The following is a 14350-nucleotide window of genomic DNA, read 5'->3' as shown; positions in this document are numbered from 1 at the left end:
GATCGTGGAGAGGTTCATTGCCTGGTTGCAATGGAAGCGCCGCCTCTTGGTTCGCTGGGAATACTACGCCGCAAACTTCCTGGGTTTCGTGCAGTTAGCGTGTATCACCATGCTGCTAAGGCAATTTTGAGATAGGTTCTAGACAGTTTGTCAGATATTAGACATGATAGGCCGCGAAAGACTCGCAAGCCATTGATTCGTGGTAGGCGGTCGGGGATTCGAACCCCGGACCAACGGATTAAAAGTCCGCTGCTCTACCGGCTGAGCTAACCGCCCGAAAAAGCGCGCATTTTACTGGCGGCGCGCTTTTTCCGTCAAGGAAAGCGCCGGGAGAAACCGCGCGCCTCAGGCCTCCTGCATCATGCGCCAGTACTGGTACTTCATGGTGCCGGCGGCGCCGATCACGATGCAAAAGAAGGTGATGAAGGAGCCAATGGCCAATGTGGAAATCCCGGTGATCGCCTGGCCCACAGTGCAGCCCATGGAAAGGGCGCCGCCCACGCCCATGAGGGCGCCGCCCACCACGTGGTTCGCGAAGTCCTTGAACGAAGCGAACCACTCGATGCGGAACCTGCGGCTTGCCACCGCGTAGAGAAACGCTCCGAAGATGACCCCCGTCAGGGTCATGAGGCCGAAATTGACCAGGGCGAAATTGGTGGGCTCCAGGAGATAGCGCACCGCGTCGCCCATGGGGCTCACAAAGGTGTAGGACTGGGTCTGCACCCGGCTCGGGATTTCGATCGCCATCTGGGCGGCTTCTTTCCACTTTTCCCCGATGGGACCGCCGGTGATGAACCATCCGGCGACAATGGCCAGGCCCACCACCGCCCCGCCCAGCACGTTGTCGAAGCTTCCGCGGAAGTCGGGGGACTTGAAGACGAAGGCGAGCATCCCCGCCACCACGAGGAAGCCGATCACCAGATGGCCGGCGCCGGCGGATTCGAGCCCCACCATGCCGGCGAGCACCGTGGCCACTTCCTGACTCCCCACCCCGTACTTGGCCAGATCGATGGTGAGGGGCTCCACCCAGGGGTGGAAGACCTTTTCATAAAAGGAGGTCCACATCATGAGGTAGGCGCCCAGGGAGGCGACCGCCAGCACCACCAGGGACTTCAGGTTACCGCCTCCCACCCGCACCATGGTCTTGTTGCCGCAGCCGCTGCCGAGCGTCATGCCGATGCCGAAGAGCAGCCCCCCGAGGACGTACCGGGGCCAGGCGAAGTTCGCGGTCCGGTAAGGAGGGAAGGTGTCCTGCCACAGGTTCACGAGGCCCGACGTCTCCATCAGGAGCACCCCCAGCGTGGCGACGGCCATGGCGAACACCCAGGCGCGCATGCGCCCCGTGTCCCCCATGTTCACCCAGTCGGAAACCGCTCCCATGGTGCAGAAATTGGTCTTGTAGACCACCGCCCCCATGATCGCGGCGATCACGAAAATGCTTAGCAGGACCTGATGGTGAATGGTGAATTCCATGATCGCCCCTCCAATGGGGCCGGCCCGTGACCTGTCGCGCCGGCCAATTAAGTAGTAATTGGAAAAATTCTAATAAGATGGCCGTTCTGTAGCCATCAGAAAAATTCGCGCGGCCATAACTCCGTTCGATGGACGGCGGTTCAGCCCGGCTGGTAGCGGGTGGGGTCCGGCAACCCCGCCGCCTCGAAGCCCGCCCGCCTCAGGCGGCACGCGTCGCAGCGCCCGCAGGCGAGCCCCTCCGGGGTGGCCTGGTAGCAGGAGACCGTGAGGGCGTAATCCGCCCCCAGGGCGGCGCCCCGTCGGATAATCTCCGCCTTGGAGAGGTGCACCAGGGGCGCGTGGAGGGTGAGGCGCCGTCCCTCCACCGCCGCCTTGGTGGCCAGGTTGGCCAGGGCCTCGAACGCCTGCAGATACTCCGGCCGGCAGTCGGGATAGCCCGAATAATCGATGGCGTTGGCGCCGATGAAGAGGTCCTGGGCCCCGAGCACCTCGGCGTAGGCGAGGGCGAGCGCCAGCAGGATGGTGTTACGGGCCGGAACGTAGGTGACCGGAATGCCCTCGCTCGGCGCCTCCGGGACGGGAATGGAGGCGTCGGTCAGGGCCGAGCCGCCGAAGACCGTCAAGTCCAGCTTCACCGTCTTGAGCGCCCGGGCACCTAAGGAGCGGGCGACGCGGCGGGCGGCTTCCAGCTCGGCGGCGTGCCGCTGGCCGTAGTCCACGCTCAATGGGTAGCAGTCGTAGCCTTCGCTTCGGGCGATGGCGAGGGTCGTGGCGGAGTCGAGCCCGCCCGAGAGAAGCACTACCGCTTTTTTCCCGGCTTGAGCCACCGCAGGCGTTCCCCCTCAATGGCCCGGCGCCTCACCCCAGAGCAGTTTGTGCAACTGGATCTGCAGGCGCACCGGGATGCGGTCCCGCAGGATCCATTCGGCGAGCCGGGCGGGATCCAGGCGGCCGTAGACCGGGGAGAACAGCACCGGGCAGAGGTCGGCCAGCCGGCGCTCGGCCAGGACCCGTTTCGCCCATTGGTAGTCGGCCTCGTCGGCGAGCACGATCTTGAGCTCGTCCCGGGGCGTCAAGTGGGCCAGGTTTTCCCAGCGGTTTTTGGCCTCCTCCCCCGACCCGGGCGCCTTCAGGTCCATCACCTTGGCGACGCGCGGGTCCACCGCCGACACATCCAGGGCGCCGCTCGTTTCCAGGGACACCTCGTACCCCGCATCGCATAAGGCCGTGAGAAGCGCAAGGCACGCCTTCTGGGCCAGGGGCTCGCCCCCGGTCACGCACGCGCGCCGGGTCCCGTAGCCGCCCACTGCCTCCAGGATTTCGGGAATGGTCATGAGCGTTCCGCCGTAGAACGCGTATTCGGTGTCGCACCAGACGCAGCGCAGGGGGCAGCCGGTCAGGCGCACGAATACGGTGGGAAGGCCCACCCGGCTGGTCTCCCCCTGGAGGGAGTGGAAGATCTCGGTAACGCGCAGCCGAGGAGGGGTCACTGCAGGGGCGGGATCACCGCAGGCTGGCCAGCCGTCGCTTCGCCTTTTCCGCCGCCTCCGTCAGAGGATACTTCTGCACCAGTTCCTCCAGGGTTTTTTTCGCCGCCGCCGTGTCCTTGAGTTCCTGCTGGCTGCTGGCGATCACCAGCAGGGCATCGGGCACCTTCTGGGCGGTGGGATAGGCGGCGATCATGCGCTGCTCGGCCGCGATGGCGTTCTTGAAGTCGCCCATCGCGTAGTAGGCGTTGCCCACCCAGTACAGGGCGCTCGGCGCCAAGGGGCTTTGGGGGTAGGTCTTGGCGAAATTGTTGAAGGCCGCGATGGCCGCCGGGTAGTTGGCCTGGCGGAAGAGAGTGAACGCGGACTCGTAGGCCCGTTGCTCCGCCGCCGGATCCACCGGGGCGGGGGAAGCCACCGCTGGGGCGGGCGCCCCGGCCACCGGCGGCAGCGCCGAAGCGGCAGGGCTCGTCCCAGGACCTGCCGCCGCCGGCTCTCCCGTGGGTGTGGCGGCGCCGGGCAGCGCCCCGGCCGCCCCGACGGGGGTGGGCTGCTCGAGCCGCCGCAGCCGGTTGTCCAGGTCCACGTAGAAATCCCGCTGGCGCTTGGCGTTCTGGTCCACGGCGTGAGCGACTTCCTCGATCCGGCCCCGCAGCTTGGCGAGCTCCGCGTTGAGCCGCTCGAGCTGGGCGTAGAGATCGAGCAGTCCCTGGGGTTTCTGTTGCGCTTGTTCTTCGAGCTTCTGGATGCGCTCCATGAGCGCCCCATTGCGCGCCTGGAGCTCCCGGATTTCCTGCTGCTGTTCCAGGATTTTCTTGCGCGCATCGGTGTCCTCGAACAGCCCGGCGCCGGCGCTGGTGGCCCACAGGGCCAGCGCGACGGCCGTCCACGCCGCCCGGGATCGGCGGGCGGCACGAGCATCACGGCCCATCGGCATCACGGTCATTCACCTCGATAGACGATGTCGGTGCGGCGATTCTGGGCCCAGCAGGCCTCGGTCTGCTCGGTGCAACGGGGCTTCTCCTCGCCGAAGCTCACCGTTTCGATGCGCGAGCCGCTCACGCCCAGGAGCTCCATCATCTTCTTCACGCTCTCGGCGCGCTTCTGACCCAGGGCCAGATTGTACTCCCGGCTGCCGCGCTCGTCGGCATTGCCCTGGAGAATCACCTGGCGATCCCCGTTCTGCCGCAGGTAGTTGGCGTGGGCCTGGACAATGGGCTTGTACTCGTCCTTCACCAGGAAGCTGTCGAAGTCGTAGTAGATGCTGCGCTTGGACAGGATGTTGCTGGGATCCTTGAGGGGATCCGCGGCCACCGCGGCGCCGCCCAGGGGCCGTGTGTCGGTGGTGCCGGGCTGGGCCGCGGCTCCGGGGGCTTGGGCGCCCGGCGCCCGCTCCTCCACCGCGGCGGGCTTCTGCTCCTCGAGGGGCGTGCTGGCGCAACCGGCCAGCAATCCAGCGAGCACAAGGGTGAAAGCGGTCTTCTTCATCATCGCGTCTCTCCTTCTCAGATCAGGTTTAGATTATTGAACAAAGGGACCCCAAGCCGGCTCTCGCACGTCGCCCGCGGGGACCGTAAGCCTTTGCCGCACACGCCCGTCGCTGGATACCGCGGCGAGGACCCCGCGCCCCCCCGCCTCGGTGGCGTAGAGGATCATCCTGCCGTTGGGGGCGAAGGTGGGGGACTCGTCCAGGCGCGAATCGGTGAGCACCTGCACCTGGCCGGTCACCATGTCCTGGACCGCCACGTTGAAGCGGCCGGCGCGCCGGGTGATAAAAACGAAGCTCTTGCCGTCGGGGCTGTAGTGGGGCGACACATTGTAGTCGCCCTCGAAGGTGAAGCGCACCGTGGAGCCGCCGTTCACGGCGATGCGGTAGATCTGGGGGCTGCCGCCTCGGTCCGAGGTGAACAGGATCCACTCCCCGTCCGGCGAGAAGCTGGGCTCGGTGTCGATCGCGCCCGAATGGGTGAGCCGCTTGAGCCCCGTGCCGTCGGTGTTGATGAGATAGATCTGGGAGATGCCGTCCTTGGTCAGCACCACCGCCAGGCGCCTGCCGTCCGGGGACCAGGCCGGAGCGCTGTTGGAGCCGGGGTAGTTGGCCAACACGCGCCGCTGCCCGGTGAGCAGGTTCTGGACGTAGACGATGGGCTTGCGGTTCTCGAAGGACACATAGGCGAGGCGGGTGCCGTCCGGAGACCAAGCCGGGGAGATGATGGGTTCGTTGGACGCCGCCACCGTCTGGGGATTGAAGCCGTCCGCGTCCGCCACCTGCAGCTCGTAGCGCTTGCCCTGGCGCACCACGTAGGCAACGCGGGTAGAAAACACGCCCTTGTCGCCGGTCAGCCGCTCGTAGATCTCGTCGGCGATGCGGTGGGCGGTCAAGCGCAGCTGGGCCGGGCTCACGGTATAGGTGAATCCGGCGATCTGCTGCTGCTTGAGCACGTCCAGGAGGCGGAAACGGATCTCGAACCGGCCGTCCTGGAGCGGCGCGACCGAGCCGATCACCAAGGCCTCCGCCCCCCGGGACTGCCATTCCGGGTAGAGCACCTCGCTCGGCTCCGACGGCCGGTTGTTGCCGGGCGGCACCAGGCGGAACAGGCCGCTGCGCGCGAGATCCGCCCCTACCACCTCAGTGACGGATTGAGGCAGGATCGGCTCCCGGGCGAAGGGCACCACGGCGATGGGGATCTGGGTCGCCCCACCGCCGATGATCTCGATGGTGAGGTTCGCCCGCGCCGGAAGACTGGCCGCCACGAGCAGGGCCAGGAGCGCGAGCCGTCCAAGCAAAAGGATCGAACGAACGGCTGGCTTCATGTAACTCCGAATTGTATCAGACAGTTCGACAAACCTATTCCGCCGGGCGGAACTTCAGGGTGAGGGTTCGAAACTGGGGGAACAGGGCCGGGTCCGGCGGCAGGGGCAGGGGCTCCGACTTCTTGATCGCCCGCTCCACCGCCGAGTCGTAGGCGGGCACCCCGCTCGTCTTCGTGAGCCGCGCGCTCAAGACTTCCCCGCTCGGCAGGAGCACCACCTCGAACACGGCCTCCGCATCGTGGGGCACCGCCGGAGGCATCACGATATTGTATTTGACCTTTTCCCGGATCCTGTGGATGTACTCGTCCCGCAGGCTGGCGATGGCGGCCAGCCGCTGGGCCTCGGCCCGGGCGGCGGCCTCCTGCTGGGCCCGCTTTGCTTCCAGGGCCGCCATCTCCCGCTTCACCTGCTCCTCCAGGGCCCTTTGCCGCTCCTCTTCCCGCTGCCGCTCCAGCTCCTCCTGCCGCTTGCGCTCGGCTTCCGCCTGCTTGCGCTTTTCCTCTTCTAGCCGCCGGCGCTCCTCCTCCTTCTTCCGGCGCTCCTGTTCCTGCTTCTCCTTGAGGGCGATGTCCGGCTTTTCGGGCGCCCTGGCCGGCGCCGGCTTGGGCTCCGGTTTGGGCTCGGGCTTGGGCTCACGCTTCGGCTCCGGCCTGGGCACGGGGGGCGGCTCCGGCTTCGCCTCCACCTTGGACGCCGGCTGGGGCGGCAGGCCCGCCCAGAGCTCCGCCTGGACCGGGGCAGGCGGCTCCGCCCGCCAGCTCACGCCGGCCATGAGAAATACCAGGAACAGGAGGTGCACGCCGAAGGCGAGCAGCGCGGCGCGCACTTTCCCCGGTTCCCGTTCGGAAGTCTCGGGATCGGGCCTGGAAAGCATGGCAGGTTCAGGGCCTGCGACCGCCTCCGCCATGGATGGGTTCCCCCGGCTGTCCCGGACGCTTCCGCGCTCAAAGGCTCGCGGGCTTGGCGAGCAACCCCACCCGCTTCACCTGCTGGGACTGGAGCAGGTCCAGGACCTTGACCACCTCCTCGTAGCGGGCGTCCTTGTCCCCGGCGATGACCACCGCCTGCTCGGGGTTGCGGGCCTGCTTCTGGCGGAGCAATTCCACCAGCTCTCCCCGGGTGATGTCCCGGGGCGCCCCCGGCTCGTTGCGGTCGCGCACCGCCAGCGCCCCGTTCTTGCGCACGATTACCTCCACTGGGGCGGTGGAAGGGGCGAGCGCCCGGCCCACCTGGGGCAGCTCGATCTGGCCGGGGTTGATGAGGGGCGCCGTCACCATGAAGATCACCAGCAGCACCAGCATGACGTCGATATAGGGCACCACGTTGATCTGGTTCATCAGGCGCCGGGAAGAGCGGCGTTCGAAGGCCATGGGGACTGTCTCCTCGGTGTCCGGACTAAACGTGGGCCTGGCGCTGGAGGATGTTGGAGAACTCCTCCATGAAGCTCTCGTAGCGGGTGGCCAGCTTGTCGATGTCCCGGGCGTAGCGGTTGTAGGCCACCACCGCCGGGATGGCGGCAAACAGGCCCATCGCCGTGGCGATCAGCGCTTCGGCGATGCCGGGGGCCACGTGGGCCAAGGTGGCCGAGACCACGTTGGAGAGGCCCCGGAAGGCGTTCATGATGCCCCACACGGTGCCGAACAGGCCCACGTAGGGGCTCACCGAGCCCACGGTGGCGAGGAAGGCCATGTGGGCCTCCAGCCGGTCCATCTCCCGCTGGTAGGTAGCGCGCATGGCCCGGCGCGTGCCCTCCATGGCCGCTTCCACGTTCATGCCGGGGCGCGACTTGTGCTTGGTGAACTCGCGGAAGCCAGCTTCGAAGATGCGGTTCAAGCTCCCGCCCGAGTGCCGGGCGTTGACCGCCGCCTGGTACAGGGTGGTGAGATCCACTCCGCTCCAGAACTCCTTCTCGAACTCGTCGGCCTGCTCCCGGGCGCGGCGGATGGTGAAGAGCTTGCGGAAGATGTACCACCAGGACATGAGGGAGACGGCCAGCAGCAGGGCCATCACCAGTTGCACGACGAGGCTGGCGTTGGCGATCAGGCCCACCAGGGAAAGATCAGGCGTCACTTGCATTCGTTTTTTTCCTCTAACGTACGATGGCCCGGCGGAGCTCGGGCGGCAGGCTCGCGGGCTTGAGGGTGCGAGCATCGACGCAAGCGAGCTCCACCATCGCCTCCGCGAGGATCTCGTGGTCGCGCTTCACCTCCTGCGTCACGGGCACGCGGCTGCGTCCCACCTGGTCGAGGCGCACGGTCACGTGCAGCAGGTCGTCGAGGCGCGCCGGGCGACGGAACTCGATGGAGAGGGAGCGCACGACGAAGACGATCTTCAGCCGTTCCGCCAGCTCCCGTAGCCCGAAACCGGCCTCCCGCAACCACTCGTAGCGGGCCCGCTCCAGGAAGTCTAGGTAGCGGCTGTGATAGACGACGCCGCCGGCATCCGTGTCCTGGTAATACACGCGCAAAGGGAGGCAGAAAGCCGGCCGGCTCGGCTCCGGCTCCGGCGCCGCCGCAGGTCTCATGCGCCCGTCCCGCGGCCGCGCGTCCTTTCGCGCCAGATCATTGCTCGTTCCACAGATCCCCGGTCAAAGCGTTGCGCGGCAGCCCCAGGCCGAAGTGCCGGTAGGCAGCCACGGTGGCCATGCGCCCGCGGGGCGTGCGCTTGAGATAGCCCTGCTGGATGAGGAAAGGTTCCAGTACGTCTTCGATGGTGTCGCGCTCTTCCCCGATGGCCGCGGCCAGGTTGTCCAGTCCCACGGGGCCGCCGCTGAACTTCTCCATGACGGCGAGGAGCAGCTTGCGGTCCATGAGGTCGAGCCCCAGGGGATCCACGTCCAGCATCTTGAGCGCCGCGTCCGCTACGGCCCGGCTGACCCGGCCGTCGGCCTTGACCTCGGCGAAGTCGCGCACCCGGCGCAGCAGCCGGTTGGCGACCCGGGGCGTGCCGCGGGAGCGGCGGGCGATCTCGAAGGCCCCCTCCGGGTCGATCGCCACGCCGAGCAGCCCCGCCGAACGCAGCACGATTGTCGCGAGCTCTTCGGGCGTATAGAACTCTAGCCGGGCCACGATGCCAAAGCGGTCGCGCAGCGGATTGGTCAGCATCCCGGCGCGGGTGGTGGCTCCCACCAGGGTGAACGGGGGCAGGTCCAGCTTCACCGAGCGCGCCGCCGGTCCCTCCCCGATCATGATGTCGATCTGGAAGTCCTCCAGCGCCGGATACAGGATCTCCTCCACCACGGGAGAGAGGCGGTGGATCTCGTCGATGAACAGCACGTCCCGAGGTTCCAGGTTGGTGAGCAGCGCCGCCAGGTCCCCGGGCCGCTCCAGCACGGGTCCCGAAGTGTGGCGCAGGTTCACCCCCATCTCCTTGGCGATGATGTGGGCCAGGGTGGTCTTGCCCAGCCCCGGAGGTCCGAACAGCAGCACGTGGTCCAGGGCTTCGGCGCGGCTGCGCGCGGCCTCGATGAAGATGGCGAGCTGCTCGCGCACCTTCGCCTGGCCCACGTACTCCTGGAGTAACTTGGGCCGCAGCGCCCGCTCGAACGCTTCCTCCTGGGGAGATGCCGGCGCGGCGGAAATCAAGCGATCGGTCTCGATCATGCAAAAGCGGGGGAAAGCGAGCGGCGCGGGGCGGGGAGCGAGAACGGTTCTACCCTTCCTCGGTTGCGCGATTGCTTCTCCTCACCCATCACTCCCCGCTCTTTTCACGCCTTCGAAAGCAGCTTGAGCGCCTGCCGGATGCCGTCGGCCACGGAGAGGCTTGCATCAAGCTGCCCCACGGCCCACTGAGCTTCGCGGTCATTATAGCCCAGGGCTAGGAGCGCATTGAGGATGTCGCCGCCCGGCGACAGGCCCGCCGCTTCGCCGGCGGCGCCGGCCTCCGCCTTGAGCCGGTCTCTGAGCTCCAGCAGCAGCCGCTCCGCGGTCTTCTTGCCGATCCCGGGGATCCTGGTCAAGCGCCCGGCGTCCTGGCTCGCCACCGCCTGGTTCAACTCCTGCACCGAAAGGCCGGAGAGAACCGCCAGGGCCGTGCGCGCGCCGACGCCGGCGATCTTCAGCAGTTGCCGGAAGGTGCGGCGCTCCTGAACGGTCCAGAAGCCGAAGAGCTGGTGGGCGTCCTCCCGCACCACCAGATGGGTGAAGAGCGTCACCTGGGCGCCGGTGGCGGGCAGTTGATAGAAGGTGCTCATGGGCACGTCGATCTCGTAGCCCACGCCGTGGGCGTCCACCAGCACCATGGGCGGGTGCTTCTCCACCAGGATGCCGCTGATGCGGCCGATCATCGCAGCCTCCCCCGACTCACCCGGTAGCCGGCGGTGGGCAGCCTCCCGAGCCCCATGCCGCCGTGAGCGTGGCAGATGGCGCAGGCCAGGGCATCGGCCGCGTCCGCGCTGGGCGGGCCGGGAAGGTGGAGCAGGCGCTTCACCATCTCCTGCACCTGTTCCTTACGCGCGTGGCCGTTGCCCACCACCGCCTGCTTCACCTGCAGCGCCGTGTACTCGGCCACCGGCAGCCCGTGGGTCACGCAGGCGCAGATGGCCGCCCCCCGCGCCTGGCCGAGGAGCAGGGTGGAGCGGGGATTGACGTTGACGAACACCTCCTCCACCGCCACCTGCTGGGGCCGGTATTCGCCGATCACCCGGCTTAGGCTTTCGAGGATGGCCCGGAGCCGCCCCGGAAGCTCCCCGTCCGGGGTGCGGATGCAGCCGCTCGTCACGTAGCCGAGCTTCTGTCCCGCCTTGTCGAGAATGCCGAATCCCGTGACCTGGAGCCCGGGGTCGATGCCGAGGATGCGGGTGCCGCCCTTCACTCGGTGAGCACCGCGGTGGTGTACACCTCCTGGACGTCGTCCAGGGCCTCCAGCGCGTCCAGCAGCTTGCGCATGCGGGCGGCGTCTTCCCCCCTGAGCTCCACCTCGGTGACGGGACGCATGGTCACTTCCGCCACTTCCGGCTTGAGCCCCGCCGCCTCGATCTTTTTCCGGACCGCGTCGAAATCCGCCACCGCGGTGATCACTTCCAGGCTCCCGTCGTCGTTGACGATCACGTCTTCGGCGCCCGCTTCCAGCGCCGCCTCTATGAGGCGGTTCTCGTCGGTGCCGGGGGCGAACACGAGCTGGCCGCAGTGCTTGAACAGATAAGCGACGCAGCCGTCGGTACCCAGGTTGCCGCCGTGCTTGGTGAAGGTGTGGCGCACGTCCGCCACGGTGCGCGTCCGGTTGTCGGTCAAGCAATCCACCATCACCGCCGCGCCGCCGATCCCGTAGCCCTCGTAACGCACCTCCTCGTACTCCGCCCCTTCGAGCTGGCCGGTGCCGCGCTTGATCGCTCGCTCGACGTTTTCCTTGGGCATGTTGTGCTCGAAGGCCTTGTCGATAGCGAGCCGCAGCCGGGGGTTGGCGGCCGGGTCGCCCCCGCCCTCCCGAGCGGCCACCGTGATCTCCCGGATGAGACGAGTGAAGACCTTACCCTTCTTCGCGTCAGCCCGTTCCTTGCGGAAGCGAATGTTCGCCCATTTGCTGTGACCTGCCATGACCTGCGGAAGCTCGCGCAATTCGCTGTTTTGAATCGGCTAATGGTACCATTGCGAACGCCCGCCCCGAAAGCCGGAAAGGATCCTCCATGGCCGATCCCATCCTGGTTGCCAAGAACGCCCGGCACGAGCTGTCCCTCCTGCCCAAGATGGGGAACCGCCACGGCCTCATCACTGGGGCCACGGGCACGGGCAAGACGGTGACGCTGCAAAGGCTGGCGGAAGGCTTCAGCCGCATCGGCGTGCCCGTGTTCCTCACCGACGTGAAGGGCGACATCTCCGGCCTGAGCCAGCCCGGGGGCGGGAACAAGAAGGTGGAGGAGCGCCTCGCGGTCTTGGGGCTCGAGGGCTTCGAGTACCGCGGCTGCCCGGTCGCCTTCTGGGACGTCTTCGGCGGCCAGGGCCATCCGGTGCGCGCCACCGTCTCCGAGATGGGCCCCCTGCTCCTCGGGCGCATGCTGGGCCTCAACGACACCCAGCAAGGCGTCCTCACCCTGGCCTTCAAGATCGCCGACGACGCGGGGCTCTTGCTCCTCGACTTGAAGGACCTGCGGGCCCTGCTCACCCACGTGGGCGAGAACGCCCGGCGCTTCGTCACCGAGTACGGCAACGTCTCCGCCGCCAGCGTCGGGGCGATCCAGCGCGCTCTACTCGCCCTGGAGCAAGAGGGAGCCGAGGCGCTCTTCGGCGAGCCGGCCCTGGACATCCAGGACCTGATGCGCACCGAGGGGGGCGAGGGAGTGGTCAACATCCTGGGCGCCGAGCGGCTCATGAACGCGCCCCGGGTCTACGGCGCGTTCCTCCTGTGGCTGCTCTCGGAGCTGTTCGAGAACCTGCCCGAGGTGGGCGATCCGGAAAAGCCCCGGCTGGTGTTCTTCTTCGACGAGGCCCATCTCCTCTTCGACGACGCCCCCGAGGCGCTGCTGGACAAGATCGAGCAGGTGGTGCGGCTGATCCGCTCCAAGGGCGTAGGCGTGTATTTCGTCACCCAGAATCCCCTGGATGTGCCCGACCGGGTGCTGGGCCAGCTCGGCAACCGCATCCAGCACGCCCTGCGGGCCTTCACGCCCCGGGACCAGAAGGCGGTCAGGGCCGCCGCCACCACCATGCGTGCGAACCCTGCCCTCGATTTGGAACAGGCCATCACCGAGCTGGGCGTGGGCGAAGCGCTGGTGTCCCTGCTGGACGAGAAAGGCCGCCCCGGCGTCACGGAGCGGGCCTTCATCGTGCCGCCCGCGAGCCACATCGGCCCGATCGCGCCCGAGGTGCGGGAACGATTGATCCGCGCCTCCCCCCTCTACGGGCGCTATGAGAAGACTGTCGATCGGGAGTCGGCCTTCGAGGTGCTCAAGGCCCGCGCCGGGCAGGCAACGGCGGGCGCGGGAGAGCCCTCCCAGCCAGAGGAGCAAGGAAGCCTGGGCGGGCTGCTGGACAAAGCGTTCGGCGGTGGAGCCGGGCGGCGCCAGTCGGCGTTGGAGGCCATGGTGAAGAGCGCGGCCCGCACCGTTGGCGCGGAGCTGGGCCGGCAGCTCCTGCGGGGAGTGCTGGGCGGGCTCCTGGGGGGCACCCGGCGCCGCCGCTGAAGGGGTGCAGATGGCTGCGCCGCCGCGGAGCGAAGGCTCGGGTGCTACCGGTGCGCTGCTCGCGGCCGTCGGGGCGGTGGGCTTCTCGGGCAAGGCGATCCTGATCAAGCTCGCCTACGCCTACCCGGTGGACGCCGTGACCCTCCTCGCCCTGCGGATGCTGATGTCGCTGCCCTTTTTCGTGCTCATGGCGCTCCTGTCCGGGCGCAACCCGGGCTACTCCATGGAACGCGGCGACTGGGGAGCGATCCTAGGCCTCGGCTTCCTCGGCTATTATCTCGCCAGCTACCTGGACTTCCTCGGGCTGCAATACATCTCCGCGGGGCTCGAGCGGTTGATCCTGTTCCTCTATCCGACGATGGTGCTCGCTATTTCCGCCCTGGCCCTGAAGCTCCCGGTGACCCGGATGCACGTGGCGGCCCTGGCGCTCTCCTACGGAGGCATCGTGCTGGTCTTCGCCGACCATGTGCGGCTCGCCGGCAACGCGGCCGAAACGGCCCTGGGGAGCCTGCTGGTCTTCGGCAGCGCCCTTTCCTACGCCATCTATCTGGTGTGGGGCGGCCAGGTCATCACCCGGCTGGGCAGCGCCCGCTTCACCGCCTACGCCATGACGGTGGCGAGCGTGTTGTGCATTCTCCAGTTCGCCCTCACCCACCCCTGGTCCGCCCTGGGGCTGCCCGCCCCGGTGTACGGCTACGGCTTCCTGATGGCGGTGCTCTCCACCGTGCTGCCGGTGTGGGCCACGAGCGAAGGCATCCGCCGCATCGGGGCGAGCCGCGCCGCGCTGGTGGGCGCCATCGGGCCGGTTTCCACCATCTTTCTTGCCAACCTGTTTCTCGGCGAGCCCATCACCGCGCCCCAGCTCGCGGGCGCGGGGCTGGTCCTGGCGGGCGTTCTGCTGCTCAGCCTCAAGGCGGGCGTGCAGCCCGCCCGCTCTTAGCCCACGAAGAGGAGGAGACCCCATGCAGGAGTGCATCTTTTGCCGGCTGGTGCGGAGGGAAATCCCGGCCAGCATCGTGTATGAGGACGACGCGGTGATCGCCTTCATGGACATCGGGCAGGTGAACCCGGGCCACGTGATCGTGGCGAGCCGCGCCCACCATCGCAACCTGCTGGACCTGGACGAGGCGCTGGCGGGCGAGTGTTTTCGCGTCGCCGCCCGCATCGCCAAGGCGGTGAAGAAGGCGACCGGGTGCGCAGGGCTCAACCTGTTCCAGGCCAACGAGGCGGCCGGGTTCCAGACGGTCTACCACTTCCACCTGCACGTGCTGCCGCGCCACGCCAACGACGGGCTCAAGCTCGTCTGGCCGACCCAGAACCCGCCCCGGGAGGCGCTGGACCGGATGGCGGGCGAGATCCGCGCCGCGCTGACCTAGCCGAACGACTCGCGTCCGCGCCCGAACCGCGCGGGAACCGATTCGCGCCCTGACGCGTCTTTAAGTCTTACGGGACGCGGCCG

General features: G+C 67.9%; 17 protein-coding genes and 1 tRNA gene. 3 read left to right on the top strand and 15 right to left on the bottom strand.

Annotated features, from left to right (window positions below; translation table 11 throughout):
- Window positions 1-200: 200 nt before the first annotated feature.
- The 15 genes from ACTFO6_RS06395 to ACTFO6_RS06325 form a co-directional block, all read right to left on the bottom strand.
- A tRNA-Lys gene (locus ACTFO6_RS06395) sits at window positions 201-276 on the bottom strand.
- A 69-nt stretch (window positions 277-345) separates the two neighbouring features.
- Window positions 346-1473 carry a YeeE/YedE family protein gene (locus tag ACTFO6_RS06390; protein WP_439933617.1) on the bottom strand — a complete coding sequence of 376 codons (1128 nt, stop codon included), beginning with the start codon at window positions 1471-1473 and terminating at the stop codon, window positions 346-348.
- 140 nt (window positions 1474-1613) lie between these two features.
- Window positions 1614-2300, bottom strand: a complete 687-nt coding sequence (gene queC, locus ACTFO6_RS06385) for a 7-cyano-7-deazaguanine synthase QueC (protein ID WP_439933616.1) — start codon at window positions 2298-2300, stop codon at window positions 1614-1616.
- A gap of 15 nt (window positions 2301-2315) precedes the next feature.
- Window positions 2316-2963, bottom strand: a complete 648-nt coding sequence (gene queE / locus ACTFO6_RS06380; protein WP_439933615.1) for a 7-carboxy-7-deazaguanine synthase QueE — start codon at window positions 2961-2963, stop codon at window positions 2316-2318.
- Between the two features lie 13 nt (window positions 2964-2976).
- Window positions 2977-3906: a tol-pal system protein YbgF gene (gene ybgF, locus ACTFO6_RS06375; RefSeq protein WP_439933614.1), complete on the bottom strand. Its 930-nt coding sequence runs from the start codon at window positions 3904-3906 to the stop codon at window positions 2977-2979.
- Window positions 3903-4451 carry a peptidoglycan-associated lipoprotein Pal gene (pal, locus tag ACTFO6_RS06370; protein WP_439933613.1) on the bottom strand — a complete coding sequence of 183 codons (549 nt, stop codon included), beginning with the start codon at window positions 4449-4451 and terminating at the stop codon, window positions 3903-3905. The genes ybgF and pal overlap by 4 nt, the downstream gene beginning before the upstream one ends.
- A 30-nt stretch (window positions 4452-4481) precedes the next feature.
- On the bottom strand, window positions 4482-5774 hold the full coding sequence (gene tolB / locus ACTFO6_RS06365) for a Tol-Pal system beta propeller repeat protein TolB (protein WP_439933612.1): 1293 nt from the start codon (window positions 5772-5774) through the stop codon (window positions 4482-4484).
- Between the two features lie 34 nt (window positions 5775-5808).
- Window positions 5809-6681 carry an energy transducer TonB gene (locus ACTFO6_RS06360; protein ID WP_439933611.1) on the bottom strand — a complete coding sequence of 291 codons (873 nt, stop codon included), beginning with the start codon at window positions 6679-6681 and terminating at the stop codon, window positions 5809-5811.
- Window positions 6682-6718: 37 nt separating this feature from the next.
- The gene (gene tolR, locus ACTFO6_RS06355; protein WP_439933610.1) at window positions 6719-7144 is read right to left on the bottom strand and encodes a protein TolR; all 426 of its coding nucleotides are present in this window, start codon (window positions 7142-7144) and stop codon (window positions 6719-6721) included.
- Between the two features lie 25 nt (window positions 7145-7169).
- On the bottom strand, window positions 7170-7850 hold the full coding sequence (tolQ, locus tag ACTFO6_RS06350) for a protein TolQ (RefSeq protein ID WP_439933609.1): 681 nt from the start codon (window positions 7848-7850) through the stop codon (window positions 7170-7172).
- A 13-nt stretch (window positions 7851-7863) separates the two neighbouring features.
- The gene (gene ybgC / locus ACTFO6_RS06345; protein ID WP_439933608.1) at window positions 7864-8298 is read right to left on the bottom strand and encodes a tol-pal system-associated acyl-CoA thioesterase; all 435 of its coding nucleotides are present in this window, start codon (window positions 8296-8298) and stop codon (window positions 7864-7866) included.
- A 37-nt stretch (window positions 8299-8335) separates the two neighbouring features.
- Complete coding sequence (ruvB, locus tag ACTFO6_RS06340; protein WP_439933607.1) at window positions 8336-9376, bottom strand: Holliday junction branch migration DNA helicase RuvB; 1041 nt, start codon at window positions 9374-9376, stop codon at window positions 8336-8338.
- A gap of 104 nt (window positions 9377-9480) precedes the next feature.
- Complete coding sequence (ruvA, locus tag ACTFO6_RS06335) at window positions 9481-10059, bottom strand: Holliday junction branch migration protein RuvA (protein ID WP_439933606.1); 579 nt, start codon at window positions 10057-10059, stop codon at window positions 9481-9483.
- Window positions 10056-10586, bottom strand: a complete 531-nt coding sequence (ruvC, locus tag ACTFO6_RS06330) for a crossover junction endodeoxyribonuclease RuvC (protein ID WP_439933605.1) — start codon at window positions 10584-10586, stop codon at window positions 10056-10058. Before ruvC ends, ruvA begins: the two co-directional genes overlap by 4 nt.
- On the bottom strand, window positions 10583-11308 hold the full coding sequence (locus tag ACTFO6_RS06325) for a YebC/PmpR family DNA-binding transcriptional regulator (protein ID WP_439933604.1): 726 nt from the start codon (window positions 11306-11308) through the stop codon (window positions 10583-10585). Before ACTFO6_RS06325 ends, ruvC begins: the two co-directional genes overlap by 4 nt.
- Before the next feature lie 89 nt (window positions 11309-11397).
- On the opposite strand from ACTFO6_RS06325, the gene ACTFO6_RS06320 reads away from it, so the two are divergent.
- The 3 genes from ACTFO6_RS06320 to ACTFO6_RS06310 are packed head-to-tail and all read left to right on the top strand — an operon-like array spanning window position 11398 to window position 14267.
- Entirely contained in the window at window positions 11398-12891 is a 1494-nt protein-coding gene (locus ACTFO6_RS06320) for a helicase HerA-like domain-containing protein (protein ID WP_439933603.1), read from the top strand.
- Between the two features lie 10 nt (window positions 12892-12901).
- Window positions 12902-13831, top strand: a complete 930-nt coding sequence (locus tag ACTFO6_RS06315) for a DMT family transporter (RefSeq protein WP_439933602.1) — start codon at window positions 12902-12904, stop codon at window positions 13829-13831.
- Window positions 13832-13853: 22 nt separating this feature from the next.
- Window positions 13854-14267, top strand: coding sequence for an HIT family protein (locus ACTFO6_RS06310; protein ID WP_439933601.1), 414 nt, complete (start codon window positions 13854-13856; stop codon window positions 14265-14267).
- Window positions 14268-14350: the final 83 nt, after the last annotated feature.

This window comes from Pelomicrobium sp. G1 (genome assembly GCF_051905455.1).
GTDB lineage: Bacteria > Pseudomonadota > Gammaproteobacteria > Burkholderiales > UBA6910 > Pelomicrobium.
The sequence above is the reverse complement of the archived record's forward strand: the minus strand, read 5'-3'. Positions and strand labels throughout refer to the sequence as shown.